Annotated in this window: 13 protein-coding genes and 2 rRNA genes (1 of these 15 running past the window's edge); 8 read left to right on the top strand and 7 right to left on the bottom strand. The window is 58.3% G+C overall.

Translation table 11 applies throughout. The features are described 5' to 3' along the window. Positions 1-93: 93 nt before the first annotated feature. Positions 94-2061, top strand: coding sequence for an exoribonuclease II (locus tag ACEVBK_RS00245; RefSeq protein ID WP_375056645.1), 1968 nt, complete (start codon positions 94-96; stop codon positions 2059-2061). 129 nt (positions 2062-2190) lie between these two features. Here the strand turns inward: ACEVBK_RS00245 and ACEVBK_RS00240 are convergent, their stop codons facing one another. From ACEVBK_RS00240 to rhuM, 3 genes are all read right to left on the bottom strand, one after another. Then, positions 2191-3009 carry a type VI secretion system-associated protein TagO gene (locus ACEVBK_RS00240; RefSeq protein ID WP_375056644.1) on the bottom strand — a complete coding sequence of 273 codons (819 nt, stop codon included), beginning with the start codon at positions 3007-3009 and terminating at the stop codon, positions 2191-2193. A 659-nt stretch (positions 3010-3668) separates the two neighbouring features. Then, positions 3669-4151 carry a hypothetical protein gene (locus tag ACEVBK_RS00235; RefSeq protein WP_375056643.1) on the bottom strand — a complete coding sequence of 161 codons (483 nt, stop codon included), beginning with the start codon at positions 4149-4151 and terminating at the stop codon, positions 3669-3671. A 152-nt stretch (positions 4152-4303) separates the two neighbouring features. Continuing rightward, positions 4304-5254, bottom strand: a complete 951-nt coding sequence (gene rhuM / locus ACEVBK_RS00230) for a RhuM family protein (RefSeq protein ID WP_375056642.1) — start codon at positions 5252-5254, stop codon at positions 4304-4306. A gap of 532 nt (positions 5255-5786) precedes the next feature. Here rhuM and cysP point away from each other — a divergent pair. The 4 genes from cysP to cysA are packed head-to-tail and all read left to right on the top strand — an operon-like array spanning position 5787 to position 9568. Next, positions 5787-6788 carry a thiosulfate ABC transporter substrate-binding protein CysP gene (gene cysP / locus ACEVBK_RS00225; RefSeq protein ID WP_375056641.1) on the top strand — a complete coding sequence of 334 codons (1002 nt, stop codon included), beginning with the start codon at positions 5787-5789 and terminating at the stop codon, positions 6786-6788. A gap of 3 nt (positions 6789-6791) precedes the next feature. Further along, positions 6792-7631, top strand: a complete 840-nt coding sequence (cysT, locus tag ACEVBK_RS00220) for a sulfate/thiosulfate ABC transporter permease CysT (RefSeq protein WP_375056640.1) — start codon at positions 6792-6794, stop codon at positions 7629-7631. Beyond that, positions 7631-8470, top strand: a complete 840-nt coding sequence (cysW, locus tag ACEVBK_RS00215) for a sulfate/thiosulfate ABC transporter permease CysW (protein ID WP_375056639.1) — start codon at positions 7631-7633, stop codon at positions 8468-8470. The genes cysT and cysW overlap by 1 nt, the downstream gene beginning before the upstream one ends. Before the next feature lie 6 nt (positions 8471-8476). After that, a complete protein-coding gene (gene cysA, locus ACEVBK_RS00210; RefSeq protein ID WP_375056638.1) occupies positions 8477-9568 on the top strand; it encodes a sulfate/thiosulfate ABC transporter ATP-binding protein CysA in 1092 nt (363 codons plus the stop codon). Between the two features lie 51 nt (positions 9569-9619). Here cysA and cysM read toward each other — a convergent pair whose 3' ends face one another. Further along, positions 9620-10510, bottom strand: a complete 891-nt coding sequence (cysM, locus tag ACEVBK_RS00205) for a cysteine synthase CysM (RefSeq protein ID WP_375056637.1) — start codon at positions 10508-10510, stop codon at positions 9620-9622. Positions 10511-10675: 165 nt separating this feature from the next. Here cysM and ACEVBK_RS00200 point away from each other — a divergent pair, with 165 nt between their 5' ends. Further along, a complete protein-coding gene (locus tag ACEVBK_RS00200) occupies positions 10676-11029 on the top strand; it encodes a DMT family protein (RefSeq protein WP_202082202.1) in 354 nt (117 codons plus the stop codon). 20 nt (positions 11030-11049) lie between these two features. Here ACEVBK_RS00200 and ACEVBK_RS00195 read toward each other — a convergent pair whose 3' ends face one another. Beyond that, positions 11050-12840, bottom strand: a complete 1791-nt coding sequence (locus ACEVBK_RS00195; protein ID WP_375056636.1) for a PAS domain S-box protein — start codon at positions 12838-12840, stop codon at positions 11050-11052. Between the two features lie 369 nt (positions 12841-13209). On the opposite strand from ACEVBK_RS00195, the gene ACEVBK_RS00190 reads away from it, so the two are divergent. Further along, positions 13210-15876, top strand: coding sequence for a GNAT family N-acetyltransferase (locus ACEVBK_RS00190; RefSeq protein WP_375056635.1), 2667 nt, complete (start codon positions 13210-13212; stop codon positions 15874-15876). A gap of 49 nt (positions 15877-15925) precedes the next feature. Beyond that, complete coding sequence (locus tag ACEVBK_RS00185; protein WP_375056634.1) at positions 15926-16831, top strand: aldo/keto reductase family oxidoreductase; 906 nt, start codon at positions 15926-15928, stop codon at positions 16829-16831. Positions 16832-16958: 127 nt separating this feature from the next. On the opposite strand, the gene rrf is transcribed toward ACEVBK_RS00185, so the two are convergent. Next, positions 16959-17073, bottom strand: a 5S ribosomal RNA gene (gene rrf / locus ACEVBK_RS00180). Positions 17074-17196: 123 nt separating this feature from the next. Beyond that, a 23S ribosomal RNA gene (locus tag ACEVBK_RS00175) occupies positions 17197-19666 on the bottom strand; it runs 420 nt beyond the window's last position.

The raw sequence follows: 19666 nt of genomic DNA, 5'->3' as shown, positions 1-19666 counted from the left end.
GGACACCGAAACCCGGCCCCGGGCCAAGGTTTCCTTGGCATCCGGGGGGTAAATCCGTATAGTCAGGCCGATATTTCGACAGGTTCCCTATCTATGTTTCAAGACAACCCCCTGCTGGCCCAGCTCAAGCAACAGCTGCGCGAATCCATGCCGACCAAGGAAGGTACCGTCAAGGCCACCGCCAAAGGTTTCGGCTTCCTCGAAGTGAGCGAGAAGGAAAGCATTTTCATTCCGCCGCCCTACATGAAGAAGGTGCTGCACGGCGATCGCATCACCGCCCTGGTGCGCACCGAAAACGAGAAGGAAGTGGCCGAACCGGAAACCCTGCTCGAGCAGGGGCTGACCCGCTTCGTGGCCCGGGTGAAGTGGTTCCGTGACCGGCTCAACATCGTGCCCGATCACCCGCTGATCAAGGACGCCATCAAGGCCCGCGCCATCAAGGGGTTGGATGAAAAGAACCTGAAGGACGGCGACTGGGTGCTGGGCGAGCTCAAGCGCCACGCCCTGAACGACAACGGTTTCTTCGCCGAGGTGGTGGAACTGGTGGCCGGGGTGGATGATCCCATCGCTCCCTGGTGGGTGGTGCTGGCCCGCAACAAGCTGGCCAACCAGGCGCCGCGGGATCAGGACGAGTGGCAGACCCTGGAAGAATCGCTGCCGCGCCGGGATCTCACCGAGGTGCCCTTCTTCACCATCGACAGCGAATCCACCCAGGACATGGACGACGCCCTCAGCGTGAAGAAGCTGGACAGCGGCTGGGAGCTGACCGTGGCCATCGCCGATCCCACCGCCTATGTGCCCCACGACAGCGATCTGGACAAGGTTGCCGCCGAACGCGCCTTCACCGTCTACCTGCCCGGCCGCAATATTCCCATGCTGCCGCGCACCCTGGCCGACGAACTGTGCTCGCTCAAGGCCGGCGAAGAGCGCCCCGCCCTGTGCGCCCGCCTGCTGATCGACTTTGACGGCAAGGTCACCGACCAGGTGGAGTTCTTCGCCGCCCGCATCCGCTCCCAGGCCAAGCTGGCCTATGACAAGGTGTCCGACTGGGTCGAGCAGACCGGTGACTGGCAGCCCGAGAGTGAAGCCATTGCCGAGCAGCTGCGCGAACTGACCGCCCTCACCCGCGCCCGCAGCGCCTGGCGCAGCGAGCACGCCATCGTGTTCAAGGACAGGCCCGACTACCGCTTCGAGCTGGACGACGCCAGCAACGTGGTGGCCATTCACGTGGACCATCGCCGCATCGCCAACCAGATGGTGGAAGAGGCGATGATCGCCGCCAACCTGGCCTGCGGCAACTGGCTGACCGAACACGCCGGCACCGGGGTGTTCAACGTGCACGCCGGCTTCGACCCCGAGAAGCTGGCCCAGTTGGCCGAGCTGCTGCAACACCACGAGGCGCCGTTCGAGCCGGAAAGCCTGGCCAGCCTGGAGGGCTTCTGCGCCCTGCGCCGCTGGCTGGACGCCCGCGACACCAGCTACCTGGACAACCGGGTGCGCCGCTACCAGTCCTTCGCCGCCATGAGCGTGACCCCGGCCGAGCACTACGGCCTGGGCCTGGCCGCCTACGCCACCTGGACCTCGCCCATCCGTAAATACGGCGACATCATCAACCACCGGCTGATCAAGGCGATCCTGGCCGAGCAGGAGCATGAGGCCCACGCCCCCAGCGCCGAGCTGGCCCAGCACCTGTCCGAGCAGCGCCGCATGCATCGCCGCGCCGAGCGCGACATCGCCGACTGGCTCTATGTGCGCTACCTGCAACCGGCGGTGGCCGAGGGCAAGGTATTCGACGCCGAAATCATCGACATCGGCCGGGGCGGCGTCAAGCTGCGGCTGCAGGAAAACGGCGCCGTGGTGTTCATGCCCTCCTCCCTGATCCTGGCCAACCGGGACCGACTGGAGTGCAGCTGGGACGACGGCCGCGTCTACCTGGACAAGGAAGCCGTCTACGAGCTGGGCCAGTATATCCAGGTGATCCTCACCGAAGCGGTGGAAGACACCCGCTCCTTGATCGCCAAGCCGGCGGTCCCCCTGGTGCCGGAAAAACCCGCCTCCTGATACCAAAAGGGCCTGCAATTGCAGGCCCTTTTTTAAAAGCTCACTATCCTTGACAAACACAAAAATTTCACGCCTACAACCCCATGATGCTGGCCACGATTTACCTTTCTATGACTATTCCCTATAAGGTTACCATGAACATAAGCTCCTTATTTCATTTATCCAGCTTTGAAGTCCTGCAATTGGAAATATTGCAGTTTCTGGAGAAGATGCATAAGGAATTACTCTAACAACAAACCTTTCTGAACCTAACATTTCCTTGATTAACGGAATACTTTTTGAACCAATCCACAACCCAGTAGATTTATGATCTGTGGACACATCCCAAATTTTCTTAACAGCTTTACCATCATCTATTCTATATGTAACTTCAGTTACATCCACACCAATAAAAGCATTCCAAATCACATATAAAGATGTTGTATTCTCCATGCATCTGATATAAAGCCATGGGTAGACATCAGTCCCTACACCGCTTTTTATATCAGACTCTGATCTTACAAAAATAGCAACAGTTTTACTGTCATCAAAAAGTGAGACTTCTTCCTGCCTAAACCAATTTCCCACTTTTTTCATTTTATTTTCTTGTTGCTTTATTACCTCCTCCATTTTTTTGTTAGTTAATAAAATCGGGCTTTCATCATTCCTATAGATCTCTATTCTTTCATTATCAACCATCTTACATAAGAAGCTATCTTGCTCCACTCCTTTTATTTCATACTCATTGGTTGACCCATTTGTTTTTACATGAGACCCAGATAAGAACCAGACCGAGTAGTCAATATTGTTTTTTATCTCACGCTTACAATACTCCATGTTTTCATTATGCAGTACATTAGCACTCAACGAATGCGGACTAAAAAGAGCTCCTCCTAAAAAAAACAACAACAGAAACAAAAGATTTGACTTTGATTTAATTGAGATCTTACCCTTGTGTTTTGTTTTCATAGCTTTACTCTGTAGTTTAATTTTAATGTAAAGAAATTTAGTTTGGCTACTGCGCCGTTAAACCGACAAGCTTAACCCATCCATACTGAGCCATTTTTTGAAACCGGCTCCAGCACATGCTGGATATAATATAAGTCCGATGGCTCCAGCTCGTTGGCTTCGGTATGTAGTCTGGAGGCTGGGCAGGACCAGGGTCCACTGGGTGGACGTGTTCAGGTTCTTGTTCTTGGCTGCGGTCATGCAAGCAAAGCCTGACGCTCTCTCAAGCAGAACGAGTTCGTTCCCGATCAGTTTGCGGCTACAGTAATAAGACTGTGCGCGCGGCTTGCAGAAAGCCGTACCAGACAGGTTGGACGCGTACCAATCGGCTAACTGTTGCTGCCAGCAGTGCTGACGTTGTTGGGTGGTCATAACTGCTTCCTTGTTGCTATTTCGATGGAGTCAGTGTTTGGCGAGACTAGATCAAGGAAAACAGGCGCTGACTCTTTGGCGCTTACAGTAATTAGAACTTACTGCTCAAAAGTTGAACTATGGATATTAACTTTTAAATGCATAAATAGAGAATCGTAAAGATAGCAAGCAACTCAAAACATGCTAAGTATACACATATTACCCTTGCTGTGAGTTGGAACACAGCTGTCATTGTGAAAATTTGGACATCAAGGTAGCAACGAGATGTTGTTGCCATATCTATCTTCTAGCATCCAGTGCCGATGGTAAGTACTGGATCTGTTGTTGATATTCCCTAGCAGGTGGTTCTGGACCCATTCGCTGTCAGGGAAAGGAACCTCCTTAACTTTTCCGCTCTTGTCGTTAATATACCGATCCCTATCAACGTACTGCTGGATATGTTTCTTGTCACTGAAGAACCGCGCTCTTGCATTTGGATACTTTTCATAAAATTCTTTTGCCATCTTTATAAGGGTACCCTGCCTGACGTCAGTAGGAACAACCACAATAAAGAACTCCCACTCTTCTGATGGAAAGAGTGAATGACGAATACTATAACTTCCCCACACCTCCGCTTTAACCTCCGCTAGGGGAAGTGGCCCCTTGCTCGGTTGCGTACCTGTCGCATATGCCACTCCACACGCGAGCATCAGCAATAATAAGGAAAATAGCCATAGCCTTGCAACTTCCATAATTACCTCCCAAAAATAAGCAACTTTCTGTAACACGAAACAATTTCACATCAACCAATGAAACTAGTTTTTATAAACTTACGGACCTAATCGCACCCCTATCTTTACTCGTCTGGAACTAAGTATTGACCCCATGAGGGGAAAGTGCAATTTCAGAAAGTGGCTTTTGCGGGCTTGGCGACAGAGGCGGATATATATGGAACCAACCAATGGTTGACGGGTTCGAGGATAACGAAGGAGTCTGCAACTGCAGCCCTCTCGGTTAGGTAAATACGAAGGGTTGCTGAAAGCAGCCAGGCCTCAGCCCATCTGCTCCAGCAGCAGCTCGGCGGGATGTTCCTGTGCCTCCACCGAGGGCACATGGCCCAGCTCACCGCCCTAGTGTTAGTGAGGATAGCTGACAGCAGGCGCTTGTTGCCGTCGGCCAAGGGATGATTCTTGATCACAAAGTACAGCAAATGGGCACCCCGGCTGGCCACATTGGGATAGAACAGCTCATCGCCAAAGCCCTGCTCTATGGTGGCCAGTGCCGAGGCCAGGCCATCACCACGCACCCAGCCAAACAGCTCGGTCGCCTCGCCCTTGGCGATCAGGATCTGCTTGAGTTCGCCGATGGCGGCCAAAGCCTCGTCCAGTTCCAGCGGTCGCATATCCGGCTGTTTGATACCGATTTCTGCCAGTTGCTGCTCGTCGTAGTCCTGCAGCAGGCTCCAGGAGCGGGCATAATCGCTGATCACGCCCGCCACCGCCGCCCCTTGTGGTGACATCAGCCCCTGATTGCTCAGGGTGCGGCTGAGCAGATTCATCGCCTGCTCAAACTCGATACCCCACTCCGCCAGGCAGCGCCGGTTAAGGGTGTAGCCCTGAACCAGGTGGTCTTTCAGCACCTGGGTGGCCCACTGGCGGAACTGGACGCCGCGCTGGGATTTTACCCGGTAGCCCACAGATACGATGACATCCAGTGAGTAACGAGAGACCGGCTTGTCTGAGCCAGCAATATGCATTTTTTGCATATTGCTTTCCTCGGGCAGCTCGCCTTCCTTAAACACATTGCGAATGTGGCGAGAAATCACTGACTGATCGCGACCAAACAGCTCGTACATCTGCGCCTGACTGAGCCGCACCACCTCCTGTTCCAGCACCACTTCCAGTTGCGCTTGCCCGTCGGCACTGGTGAAAATCTGGCTCTGTTGGTTGTTTATCGTCTTGTTCGTTCCGTGGCTGACACCCGTTCGTTTAGCCTCAGTAGCAATGCTTTCCCAACGGGTGTCAACCGATAAACAACAAGGCCCTCAAACAGGCCTTGTTCAACGCTATGCCCGGGCGGAGACCCGGTGACAGGCGGTTATGTGCGCTCGATATGATCCAGCAGCAACCTGATGAGGCGTTCCGACGCTTCCACCGAGGACACATGGCCCATCTGCTCCTGAATGGCAACCTCGGCGGCGCCCGAGCTTCCTGGCGGTTGCGCGCCCGGGGGCAGAAAGCCTCCTGAACCGCCTGCACGTCAGGGCTCTCAGACCATATATCCACTCTTGCTTATATATTCCAAAACCGACTATTAAATTTTGTTTAAATACTCCAATAGCATATTAGACTCATCGGCAGACCTTATCCTGCCCCTGGAGTTAAATTATGCGTACATCCCTTCTGGCTTCCGTGCTATTCGCCGCCAGCCTGAGCGCCCTGCCGCTCCAGGCGAAGGAACTGCTCAACAGCAGCTACGACATCGCCCGCGAGCTGTTTGCCGAGATCAATCCGGTCTTTATCGAGCACTGGGAACGGCAGACCGGCGAAAAGCTGGGCATCAAGCAATCCCACGCCGGTTCTTCCCGCCAGGCCCAGGCCATTCTGCAGGGCCTGCGCGCCGATGTGGTGACCTACAACCAAGTCACCGACGTGGACGTGCTGCACCAGAAAGGCAAACTGATCCCGGCGGACTGGAAGACCCGGCTGCCCAACGACAGCTCGCCCTACTACTCCACCATGGCTTTCCTGGTACGTAAGGACAATCCCAAGAACATCAAGGACTGGAACGACCTGACCCGGAACGACGTCCAACTGGTGTTCCCCAACCCCAAGACCTCCGGCAACGGCCGCTACACCTATCTGGCCGCCTGGGGCGCCGCCCACCGGCAGTTTGACGGAGATGAAGATAAAATCCGCGAACAGGTGGGTAATTTCATCAATCAGGTGGCGGTGTTCGACACCGGTGGCCGGGCGGCGACCACCACCTTCGTCGAACGCAATATCGGCGACGCGCTGATCACCTTCGAATCGGAAGTGAACAACATCATCGCCCAGTACCCGGAGGCGGGCTTCGAGCTGGTGGTGCCCCCCACCAACGTGCTGGCCGAGTTCCCGGTGACCTGGATCGACCGCAACGTGGAGCGCAACGGCACCGCCGACGCCGCCAGGGCCTACCTGGAGTTCCTCTACACCGCCGAGGCCCAGCGCATTCTGGCCGACTACTTCTACCGGGTGCACAACGAGGACGTGGCCGCCGAAGTGGCGGAGCGCTTCCCCGAGACCGAGTTGTTCAAGGTGGAAGACATCTTCGGCAGCTGGGAGCAGGCGATGGAAGTGCACTTCGCCAATGGCGGCACCCTGGATCAACTGCAGGCCCGGGGTCGCTGAACCGTGGCGGCGCTGCTGGGTACCAAGCGGGTACTGCCGGGCTTTACCCTGAGCCTGGGCACCAGCCTGCTGTTCGTCAGCCTGATCATACTGCTGCCGCTCACCGGCCTGGTGATCAACACCAGCCAGATGGGCTGGGAGCAGTACTGGCGGGTGGTAAGCGACCCGCGAGTGGTGGCCACCTACAAGGTCACCCTCGGCGCCGCCGCCGTGGCCAGCCTGTTCAACATGGTGTTCGGACTGCTGATGGCCTGGATACTCACCCGCTACCGCTTTCCCGGCCGGGCCCTGCTAGACGGCCTGATGGATCTGCCCTTCGCCCTGCCCACGGCGGTAGCCGGCCTGACCCTGGCCACCCTGTTCGCCACCAACGGCTGGTACGGCGCCTGGCTGGCGGAACTCGGCATCCAGGTGTCCTACACTTGGCTCGGCATTGTGGTGGCCATGATCTTCACCAGCGTGCCCTTCGTGGTGCGCACCGTGCAGCCGGTGCTGGAAGATCTCGGCCCGGAATATGAAGAAGCCGCCGCCACCTTGGGCGCCAGCCCTTGGCAGGCCTTCAGCCGGGTGGTACTGCCCGAGCTCAAGCCGGCCCTGGTCACCGGCACTGCCCTGGCCTTTACCCGCAGCCTGGGCGAATTCGGCGCCGTCATCTTTATCGCCGGCAACATGCCCTGGCAGACCGAGATCACCGCCCTGATGATCTTCATCCGGCTGCAGGAATTCGACTACGCCGCCGCCAGCGCCATCGCCAGCGTGGTGCTGCTCGCTTCCTTCGTGCTGCTGTTCGCCATCAATACGGTGCAGAGCCGCTTTATGCGCCGCATAAGAGGTAACGCCTGATGGAGCAAGCCATTCGCCTCAACAGATCCCGCCCCTGGGGCCGCCGGCTGCTGATAGGCACCGGCGTGCTGCTGAGCCTGCTGCTGCTGGTAGTGCCACTGCTGGCCATCTTCGCCGGCGCCTTGGCCGCCGGCCTGGGCGGCGTAATCGAGAACCTGAATGAACCCGACATGCTGCACGCCATCGGCCTCACCCTGCTGGTGGCGGCCATTACCGTGCCCATCAACCTGGTGTTTGGCACCCTGCTGGCCTGGCTGGTCACCCGTTTCCGCTTCCCCGGCCGCCAGTTCCTGCTGACCCTGATGGACGTGCCCTTTGCGGTATCGCCGGTGGTGGCCGGCCTGCTCTATCTGCTGATGTACGGCGCTAACGGCCCCGTCGGCGGCTGGCTCGACGGCCACGACCTGCAGTTGATGTTCGCCTGGCCGGGCATCGTCATGGTCACGGTGTTCGTCACCTGTCCCTTCGTGATCCGCGAACTGGTGCCGCTAATGAGCAGCCAGGGCACCGATTCGGAAGAGGCTGCCGTGCTGCTGGGTGCCAGTGGCTGGCAGCTGTTCCGCAAAGTGACCCTGCCCAATATCCGCTGGGCCCTGCTGTATGGCGTCATCCTCACCAACGCCCGGGCGGTGGGCGAGTTCGGTGCCGTGTCGGTGGTGTCCGGCGGTATTCGCGGCGAAACCAACACCCTGCCGCTGCACGTGGAGCTGCTGCACCAGGACTACAACGCGGTCGGCGCCTTTACCGCCGCCGCCCTGCTGACCCTGATGGCGGTGGTGACCCTGGTGTTCAAGTCCTATCTCGAGTGGCGCCTGCATCGCGCCGAAGCACAGGAGTAATCCATCATGAGCATTCAGATTGAGGGTATCCACAAGTCCTTCGGCAAGGCCCGGGTACTGAACGACATCAGCCTCGACATCCCCGGCGGCCAACTGGTGGGCCTGCTCGGCCCCTCCGGCTCGGGCAAGACCACCCTGCTGCGCATCATCGCCGGGCTGGAGCACGCCGACGGCGGCCGCATCGGCTTTCACGGCGCCGACGTCACCGGCCTGCACGCCCGCGAGCGCAAGGTCGGCTTCGTATTCCAGCACTACGCCCTGTTCCGTCATATGACGGTGTTCGACAACATCGCCTTCGGCCTGACCATCAAACCGCGCCGCGAGCGTCCCTCCATCGCCGAGATCCGACGGAAGGTGGGCGACCTGCTGGAAATGGTGCAGCTGTCGCACCTGGCGGATCGCTACCCGTCCCAGCTCTCCGGCGGCCAACGCCAGCGCGTCGCCCTGGCCCGGTCTCTGGCGGTGGAACCCCAGGTGCTGTTGCTGGACGAGCCCTTCGGTGCTCTCGACGCCCAGGTGCGCAAAGACCTGCGCCGCTGGCTGCGCCGGTTGCACGACGAGTTGCATTTCACCAGCCTGTTCGTGACCCACGACCAGGAAGAGGCACTGGATGTGTCGGATCAGGTGGTGGTGATGAGCCAGGGCAAGATAGAACAGACAGGCAGCCCCAACGAGGTCTGGCAACAGCCGGCCAGCCGTTTCGTACTGGAGTTTCTGGGCGAGGTGAACAGGATTGAAGGGGAGCTCAGCGGCAGCCGCTTCAGGGTGGGCCGCTATCCGCTGCCACTGCCGGTGGCCAGCCACCGGCAAGGGAAGGCCTGCTGGTATCTGCGGCCTCACGAAATCATCCTGAGCCCGCAGCCGCACGCCGGCCATCCGCTGCCGGTACTGGTGACCGACGTCAACCCACGCGGCGCCCTGGTACATCTGGAGCTGGAACCAAAGGACTGGCCCGGGCAGTTGCTGGAAGCCGAACTGCCTCTGCAGCAATTGCCGCAGGTAGAACGCGGCCAGACCCTCTATCTGGGCAGCAACGGCGGCCGCCTCTATGTGGGCGAGCAACAGCTGACCGACGAACGGCTGGCATTGACGGCTTAAAACTCGGGAACTGGCAAAGAGTCCCCAGTCCCTGATCGCAAATCTCCGACCTTAGCCGTTGAACACCCCGGATGACAGGTAGCGATCACCCCGATCGCAGATAATGGCCACGATCAGGGCATCGTCAACCTGCTCCGCCAGCTTGAGGGCGCCGGCCACGGCGCCGCCGGAGCTGACGCCGCAGAAGATGCCTTCCTCCCGCGCCAGCCTGAGCATGGTGTCCACCGCCTCCTGCTCGCTGATATCCAGCACCTGATCCACCCGGCTCTGGTCGAAAATGCCCGGCAGGTAGGCTTCGGGCCAGCGGCGGATACCGGGGATCTGGCTGCCCTCGCTGGGCTGCAAGCCGACGATTTGTATCTCGGCATTCTGCTGCTTGAGGTACTGGGATACCCCCATGATGGTGCCGGTGGTGCCCATGCTGGACACGAAGTGGGTGAGCCGGCCTTCGGTCTGGCGCCAGATCTCCGGCCCGGTGCCCAGCAGGTGGGCCTGGGGGTTGTCCGGGTTGTTGAACTGATCCAGGATGACGCCCTTGCCTTCGGCGGCCATGCTGTCGGCCAGGTCCCGGGCCCCTTCCATACCGGCTTCCCTGCTCACCAGTATCAGTTCGGCGCCGTAGGCCAGCATGGCGGCCTTGCGCTCTTCGGTGGCGTTGTCGGGCATGATCAGCACCATGCGGTAGCCCTTGATCGCCGCCGCCATGGCCAGGGCGATGCCGGTGTTGCCGCTGGTGGCCTCGATCAGGGTGTCGCCGGGCCGGATGCGGCCCCGGGCCTCGGCCTGGCGGATCATGTTCAGCGCCGGCCGGTCCTTGACCGAACCCGCCGGGTTGTTGCCCTCCAGCTTGACCAATACCTGGCTGCGGGTGTGGCTGGCCAGCCGCTGCAACCGCACCAGGGGGGTATTGCCGACAAAATCTTCAATGGTAGGAAACTGCATGGTGAACCTTGGTGACATCCCGTTTCCGCCAGTTTACCCGCCACCGGCTCCGGGAACCATAGGGACGTCTCATGATGAAAAAAACCACAATACCGGAACGCCACCATCTTGTGCAAAGGCGCCATCGGCCCGATAATCCGCGCGCCTTAGTCCGGAGACCGTCCCATGAACCCTTTGCTTATCACCATCGGCCTGCTGACCCTCAGCAATATCTTTATGACCTTCGCCTGGTACGGCCACCTGAAGAACATGCAGAACAGCCCCTGGATCTGGGCCGCCCTGATCAGCTGGGGCATCGCCCTGTTCGAGTACCTGCTGCAGGTGCCGGCCAACCGCATCGGCGCCCAGGTGGTGAACGTGGGTCAGTTGAAGATTCTGCAGGAAGTCATCACCCTGTCGGTGTTCGTTCCCTTCTCCATCCTCTACCTGAAAGAGCCCTTCCGCATGGACTTCGTCTGGGCCGGGCTTTGCCTGCTGGGCGCCGTTTTCTTCATGTTCCGGGAGCGGCTGTTCGGCTGAGCCGCCCCGGCTGCCTTCACCTATTCGGTCTGCTCCAGCCGCTGCAGGGAGTCGGCCAGACCTTCGATGCGCACCTTGGTGTCGCCCAGCAGCCGGCTGATTTCGTCCGCCGAGGCCCGGGATCGGGCAGCCAGGGTACGCACCTCGTCGGCCACCACGGCAAAGCCCCGCCCCTGCTCCCCGGCCCGGGCCGCCTCTATCGCCGCATTGAGCGCCAACAGGTTGGTCTGCTCGGCAATATCGTTGATGGTACGGGCAATATGCTGGATTTGATCGCTCGACCCCAATACCTCTCCCATGGCACTGTTGGTTTCCTCGATGGTCCGCTTACGCAAGCTGACATCGGAGCCGTACATCACCACTTTGGCCAGATGCCGGTTCACATCCAGGATAGGGGTAAAGGCCACATCGAGCCAGACCGCCTGGCCACTACCGTCGGCCAGATCCAGGTCGCGCTTCAGGCTCTGCCCCTGATGCAATAGCTGCCAAGCGTCGTCCCCCAATAACTGCCGTAGTCGTCCCAGGGGCCCCTTGGCCATGGCTGCATGGTCCAGTTGCATTAATCTGTCGAGCAGGGCATTGGTATAGCTGAGTTCGCCGCTGCCATCCCACTCCGCCACCGCGAAAGAGGCGCCGATGGCATCCAGCCGGGCATTGAATTCCAGCGCCTTGGACTTGGTCTCGGTAATGTTGACCTGGATGGAGATAAAGCGTTCCAGCTTGCCCTGCTCGCTGAACACCGGGTTGATGGCAAGCGACACCCAATAAGGCTTGCCCTGCTTGTCGTAGTTGAGAATTTCGTCGTAAAAAGCCTGCTGGCGGGACAGGAAGTCGCGGATCCGCGCCCTGGTGCCCGGATCGGTCAGTTCACCCTGCAGGAAGTCCCCCGGTTTGCGCCCTTTGACTTCGTCCTGGCTGTAACCGGTCAGACTGCAGAAGCCGGGGTTGACATACTCGATTCGTCCTTCGGCATCGGTGATGATCACCGAGTTGTTGGTGCGGTTGGCCACCAGCGACAACAGCCGGAATTCCTCCCTCCGTTCCACCTCGGCAGTGACATCCTTAAGGAAGGCGGTGTAGACGATACGTCCGTCCAGTTGCACCTTGGACAGGGCCAGGGTGGCCCATAGCCGGTTGCCATCCTTGCGGAACACCGGTACCTCGCGGCTGGTGCCGACTATCTTGTCCTGGCCGGTACGGCGGTTGGCATTGACGTAGCCATCGTGGCTGGCCTGGATGTTGTGGGGGACCAGCATTTTGACGTTCTGGCCCAGCACCTCGGATCGCTCATAGCCCCACAGCCGCTCCGCCGCCTTGTTGAAGAAGGTAACAGTGTTGTTCTCGTCTATGGTCACCACCGCATCGATGGCCTGTTCCAGGGTCTGGTTGATCATCTCCCGCATATTGTGCTCGGCGGTAATATCCCGCACGAAGGCGGTATAGCCGATATCACGTCCCAGTTTATAGCGGGAAAGCGACAGGCTCACCCACACCATCTGGCCATCCTTGCGCTGCAACTGCACCTCGCGGCTGGTACCGACGATACGGTTTTCACCGGTGTCCCGATTACGGTTGACATAGCCGTCGTGGGCAGCACGGATAACACCCGGTACCAGCATATTGACGTTGTTGCCCAGCACTTCGTCTCGGCCGTAGCCCCACAGTCGCTCCGCCGCCGGATTGAAGTAGACGACCCTGTTGTGTTGATCGATACTCACCACGGCGTCAATGGCATGTTCCAACGCTTCCCGCAGCCGCCCATTGCTGCCGCGCCCCAACCTGAAGAACCCCAGATGCTTGCTCCAACCCATAACGATTATCCTTAATCATGCTCCGCCCTGAACAAGGCTAGACGCATTTGAGAACAACGACCAAGCATTATTAGAGGTTAATGAGCCCTTTCAATTACACATCGACACCCCTCGCCATCCGCGGCCGCTCCATGGGCCGGCTGAGGCAGATAACAGCCCATTCATGTTCGACCAGAGCTTGTGATAACACAAGGAATGCCTTCGGCTTCAATGCTAGATTCAGGTCCACTCTGGCGGCTATATGCCAGGATCGGGGACCTCCCCAATGTTCGGGCCGGTTCACGAGCGTGACAATGAAAACAGGATCAGGGCCTTATAATATGCTACAACCCCCTAGGCTCGGTATCTCACCTACATAAAGGAGTCTGTATGCCGCTGCAAGGTCTTGATGCCTTATTCCGGCCCGCCAGTATCGCCGTGATCGGTGCCTCCCACCGGGATAACGGCGCCGGCAAACTGGTGATGAAAAATCTGCTGGCCGGCAACTTCAGCGGCCCGGTGATGCCGGTTAATCCCAAGTATGAAGCCGTGGCCGGCGTCATGGCCTATCCGGATATCCAGAGCCTGCCCCGGGTGCCCGACCTGGCGATCATCTGTACCCCTGCCGCCAAGAATCCCGGCATCATCGACCAGCTTGGGCGGAAAGGCTGCAAGGCCGCCATCGTCCTGGCCGCCGGCACCAGCGACGAACAGCTGGCACAGATGAAAGACAGCGCCCGCCGGCACGGTATGCGTCTGCTCGGCCCCAACAGCATGGGGGTGATATTGCCGCACCTGGGGCTGAATGTCAGTTTTGCTCCCTTTCCCGCCAAACCGGGCCGGATTGCCTTCGTGTCCCAGTCGGCAGCGGTATGCGCCACCATTCTCGACTGGGCCCGCCATAACGATATCGGCTTTTCCCACTTTATTTCCCTGGGCGATGCCAGCGATATCGACTTCGCCCAGTTGCTCGACTACCTGGCCCGGGACCGGCACACCAACGCCATCCTGCTGTACATGGATGCCATCCAGGACGCTCGCACCTTTATGTCGGCGGCCCGAACCGCATCGCGCAATAAGGCGGTACTGGTGGTCAAAAGCGGTAAAACCCGCATCGGCGCCCAGCTCGGCCATCTGCATACCGGCGGCGATGTGGGGCTGGACGCGGCCTACGATGCCGCCATTCGCCGGGCCGGCATGCTCAGGGTAAGGGATACCCATGACCTCTTTGCGGCGGTGGAAACCCTCAATCATGCCCAGAGCCTGCGCGGCGAACGCCTAGTCATCCTCACCAATGGCGGCGGTCCGGCCATCATGGCCATCGATACCCTGCTGGCCCGGGGTGGCAAATTGGCCAGCCTGAGCGAGCCGACCCTGACAGCCCTGGACAGGGCACTGCCACCGGCCTGGTCCCATACCAACCCCATCGATATCGTTGGCGACGCCCCGGTAGAGCGTTATATCGACAGCCTCAAGGTGCTGCTCGACAGCGACGACTTCGACGCCATCCTGATCATGCATGCTCCTTCCGCCGCGGTGAACAGCACCCTGGTGGCCAGGGAACTGATCAAGGTGATCCAGGCGCACCCTCGTGCCCGACGCTTCAACATCCTCACCAACTGGTCGGGTGAAACCAGCGTGTTCGAAGCCAGGCGCTGCTTTACCGAAGCCGGTATTCCCACCTATCGCACCCCGGAAAGCGCCGCCGGCGCCTTTATGCACCTGGTGGAATACCGTCGTAACCAGAAGCAGCTGATGGAAACCCCCGAGTCCATTTCCGATATGCCCAACGACAGCGACACCGCCAAGGCCCTTATACAACAGGCCTTTGATGAGGGCATACAACAGCTGGATACCCATGAGGTCAGCCGGCTGATGGCCGCCTACGGTATTCAGACTCTGCCGACCTGGATTGCTTCGGATGCCACCGAGGCGGCCCATATCGCCGAGCAGATAGGTTATCCGGTGGCGATCAAGCTGCGCTCTCCAGATATCGCCCATAAGTCCGATGTTTCCGGTGTCATGCTCAACCTGCGCTCGGCGGCGGAGGTCGCCCAGGCCGCCGATGCCATTCTCGATCGGGTACGACAAACCTACCCCAGCGCCCGGATCCACGGCCTGCTGGTACAGCGCATGGCCCGTCGTGCAGGTTCCCAGGAACTGCATATCGCCGTGCGCTCGGACCCGGTGTTCGGCCCGGTCATACTGCTGGGAGATGGCGGCGTCGACTGGGAAGGTGAAGAGCAGGCGGCGGTAGCCCTGCCGCCGCTCAACATGACCCTGGCCCGCTATCTGGTGATCCATGCCTTGAAAAGCGGCAAGGTCAGAGCCAACCGTTCCCAGAAAGCGCTCGATATGGAAGCCGTCTGCCGGGTTCTGACCCAGGTTTCCCACCTGATCATCAACCACCCCGAGATCACCAGGCTGGATATCCATCCCCTGCTGGCCACCGACAAGGAAATGATCGCCCTCGATGTCAACCTTCGACTCAAGCCCTTCGACGGCGACGGCCAGGCCAGGCTGGCCATCCGGCCCTATCCCAAGGAATGGGAGGAACAGGCCAGTCTGAAGGATGGCAGACCCATCATGTTACGCCCCATACTGCCGGAAGATGAACCGGCCCATAAAGAGTTTGTCAGCCATGTGTCCGATGAAGACCGCTATAAACGTTTCTTTGCCGATGTGGTGATCGGCCATGAAGAACTGGCCCATATGACCCAGATCGATTACGACCGGGAGATGGCGTTTGTCGCGGTGGCCGACAACGGCGATATCCTGGGCGTGGTCAGGGCAATTTCGGATCCGGACAACAGTGACGCCGAATTTGCCGTGCTGGTTCGCTCCGATCTGAAGGGTGTCGGCCTCGGCCGGCTGCTGATGGAAAAAATTGTCCGCTATGCAGGAATACGCGGGCTCAATACCCTGAGCGGGGTGACCATGCCGTCCAACCGCGGTATGGTGGTGCTGGCACGCAAACTGGGATTCAAGGTGACCGTGCACCTGGAAGACGGCATCGTGGAACTGAAGCTGAGTCTTAACCAGGCCGATGCCCAGTGACTATAGTTGGGAAGATACAACAATCATATAAATAACAGGGAGTTCCTCCATGCCAGTTACACGCGTTTTAGTCAGTCCCGAAGGTCCGCAGTTTTCCCGCTTGATCCTGGGCTACTGGCGGCTGTTGGAATGGCGGATGTCACCCCAGGAGCTACTCGGCTTTATCGAACAACATCTCGAACTGGGCATTACCACCATCGATCATGCCGATATCTATGGCAGTTATGGCTGTGAGGCCGCCTTCGGCCAGGCCCTCAGGCTGAAACCCTCCTTGAGGGAGCAGCTGCAGATCGTCACCAAGTGTGGCATCGCCCTGCCTTCCACCACCCACCCCGACCATCGGTTGCCCCACTACAACAGTGAAAAGACCCATATCATCGCCTCGGCGGAGCAATCGCTGCGCCACTTCAACACCGATCGTCTCGATCTGTTGCTGATTCACCGCCCCGACTATCTGATGGATGCGGATGAAATGGCCAAGGCCTTCAACAGCCTGAAAAAAAGCGGTAAGGTCCGTCATTTCGGAGTATCCAACTTTACTCCCAGCCAGTTTGAACTGCTGCAGTCACGACTGGATTATCCCTTGGTCACCAATCAGGTGGAGTTATCGCCGCTGAATCAGAACACCCTGACCGACGGCACCCTGGATCAATGCCAGCGACGGCATCTCAAGCCCATGGCCTGGTCCTGCCTGGGCGGAGGCCGGTTGTTCAGCGAGCAGGCATACCAGCCATTGCGTGATGAGCTGGCGCAGATCGCGCTGGAAGTGGATGCCGCCAGCATAGAGCAGGTGGTATACGCCTGGGTGATGATGCTGCCCAGCCAGCCGCTGCCGATCCTCGGCTCCGGCAAGATAGCGCGGGTGAAACAGGCCGTGCAGGCAGAAAACATTCAGCTCAGCCGTCAGCAGTGGTACCGGATCCGCCGTGCGGCCCTGGGCCGGGATGTGGATTGAAAGCAGGCACAAGAAAGCCCTTCACGGAGACTTCATCTCCGTGAAGGGCACTTTCTGCAAGACCGAATGTATTTGAGCCTGAAAAACAAAAACCCCGACACATAAGTATCGGGGTTTTTAATTGGGTGCCTGGCAGTGACCTACTTTCACATGGCAGCTGCCACACTATCATCGGCGCGGGTGCGTTTCACTTCTGAGTTCGGCATGGAGTCAGGTGGGACCACAACGCTATCGCCGCCAGGCATAAACTTTAATCCGGAAAAGCTCACCGCCAGGCATGGCGGCAATGCAGAAAATGCAGGAGCAATTCTCTGCCTGATGAATTCGTTCTCGACCTGCAAGGCCTCACACTTCTTGGGTGTTGTATGGTTAAGCCGCACGGGTCATTAGTACAGGTTAGCTCAACACGTCACCGCGCTTACACACCCTGCCTATCTACGTCTTAGTCTCAAACGGCCCTTTAGGAGGTTCTAGACCTCTGGGATGACTCATCTCGGGGCTCGCTTCCCGCTTAGATGCTTTCAGCGGTTATCGATTCCGAACTTAGCTACCGGGCAGTGCCATTGGCATGACAACCCGAACACCAGCGGTTCGTTCACTCCGGTCCTCTCGTACTAGGAGCAACCCCCCTCAATCATCCAACGCCCACGGCAGATAGGGACCGAACTGTCTCACGACGTTCTGAACCCAGCTCGCGTACCACTTTAAATGGCGAACAGCCATACCCTTGGGACCGACTTCAGCCCCAGGATGTGATGAGCCGACATCGAGGTGCCAAACACCGCCGTCGATATGAACTCTTGGGCGGTATCAGCCTGTTATCCCCGGAGTACCTTTTATCCGTTGAGCGATGGCCCTTCCATTCAGAACCACCGGATCACTATGACCTGCTTTCGCACCTGCTCGACCTGTCCGTCTCGCAGTTAAGCTGGCTTATGCCATTGCACTAACCGTACGATGTCCGACCGTACTTAGCCAACCTTCGTGCTCCTCCGTTACTCTTTGGGAGGAGACCGCCCCAGTCAAACTACCCACCAGGCACTGTCCGCACCCCCGATAAGGGGGCAACGTTAGAACATCAAACATACAAGGGTGGTATTTCAAGGTCGGCTCCACGGCAACTGGCGTCACCGCTTCACAGCCTCCCACCTATCCTACACATGTAGGGTCAATGTTCAGTGCCAAGCTGTAGTAAAGGTTCACGGGGTCTTTCCGTCTAGCCGCGGGTACACCGCATCTTCACGGCGAATTCAATTTCACTGAGTCTCGGGTGGAGACAGCGTGGCCATGGTTACACCATTCGTGCAGGTCGGAACTTACCCGACAAGGAATTTCGCTACCTTAGGACCGTTATAGTTACGGCCGCCGTTTACCGGGGCTTCGATCAAGAGCTTCACCTTGCGGCTAACCCCATCAATTAACCTTCCGGCACCGGGCAGGTGTCACACCGTATACGTCCTCTTGCGAGTTTGCACAGTGCTGTGTTTTTGATAAACAGTCCCAGCCACCTGGTCACTGCGACTGGCTCAGGCTCCATCCGCGAAGGACTTCACCCGCTCCAGCGTACCTTCTCCCGAAGTTACGGTACTATTTTGCCTAGTTCCTTCACCCGAGTTCTCTCAAGCGCCTTGGTATTCTCTACCCGACCACCTGTGTCGGTTTGGGGTACGGTTCACACACATCTGAAGCTTAGAGGCTTTTCCTGGAAGCAGGGCATCAATGACTTCGTCACCGTGGTGACTTCGTCTCAGGTCTCAGCATTGTGTGTCCGGATTTGCCTAAACACACTGCCTACACCCTTTCACCAGGACTACCAACGCCTGGCCCATCTAGCCTTCTCCGTCCCCCCATCGCAATGTGTGTCAGTACGGGAATATTAACCCGTTTCCCATCGACTACGCCTTTCGGCCTCGCCTTAGGGGCCGACTCACCCTGCCCCGATTAACGTTGGACAGGAACCCTTGGTCTTCCGGCGTGGAGGCTTTTCACCCCCATTATCGTTACTCATGTCAGCATTCGCACTTCTGATATCTCCAGCATGCTTCACAACACACCTTCGCAGACTTACAGAACGCTCCCCTACCACTCATGCAATGCATGAATCCGCGGCTTCGGTGCCTAGTTTAGCCCCGTTACATCTTCCGCGCAGGCCGACTCGACCAGTGAGCTATTACGCTTTCTTTAAATGATGGCTGCTTCTAAGCCAACATCCTGGCTGTCTGAGCCTTCCCACCTCGTTTCCCACTTAACTAGGACTTGGGGACCTTAGCCGGCGGTCTGGGTTGTTTCCCTCTTCACGACGGACGTTAGCACCCGCCGTGTGTCTCCCGGATAGTACTTACTGGTATTCGGAGTTTGCATGGAGTTGGTAAGTCGGGATGACCCCCTAGTCCAAACAGTGCTCTACCCCCAGTAGTATTCGTCCGAGGCGCTACCTAAATAGCTTTCGGGGAGAACCAGCTATCTCCCGGTTTGATTGGCCTTTCACCCCCAGCCACAGGTCATCCCCTAACTTTGCAACGTTAGTGGGTTCGGTCCTCCAGTTGATGTTACTCAACCTTCAACCTGCCCATGGCTAGATCACCGGGTTTCGGGTCTACTCCTAGCAACTCAACGCCCAGTTAAGACTCGGTTTCCCTACGGCTCCCCTATACGGTTAACCTTGCTACTAAAAGTAAGTCGCTGACCCATTATACAAAAGGTACGCAGTCACCGAACAAGTCGGCTTCCACTGCTTGTACGTGCACGGTTTCAGGTTCTATTTCACTCCCCTCACAGGGGTTCTTTTCGCCTTTCCCTCACGGTACTGGTTCACTATCGGTCAGTCAGGAGTAT

Source organism: Zobellella sp. DQSA1 (genome assembly GCF_041950555.1).
GTDB lineage: Bacteria > Pseudomonadota > Gammaproteobacteria > Enterobacterales > Aeromonadaceae > Oceanimonas.
The sequence above is the reverse complement of the archived record's forward strand: the minus strand, read 5'-3'. Positions and strand labels throughout refer to the sequence as shown.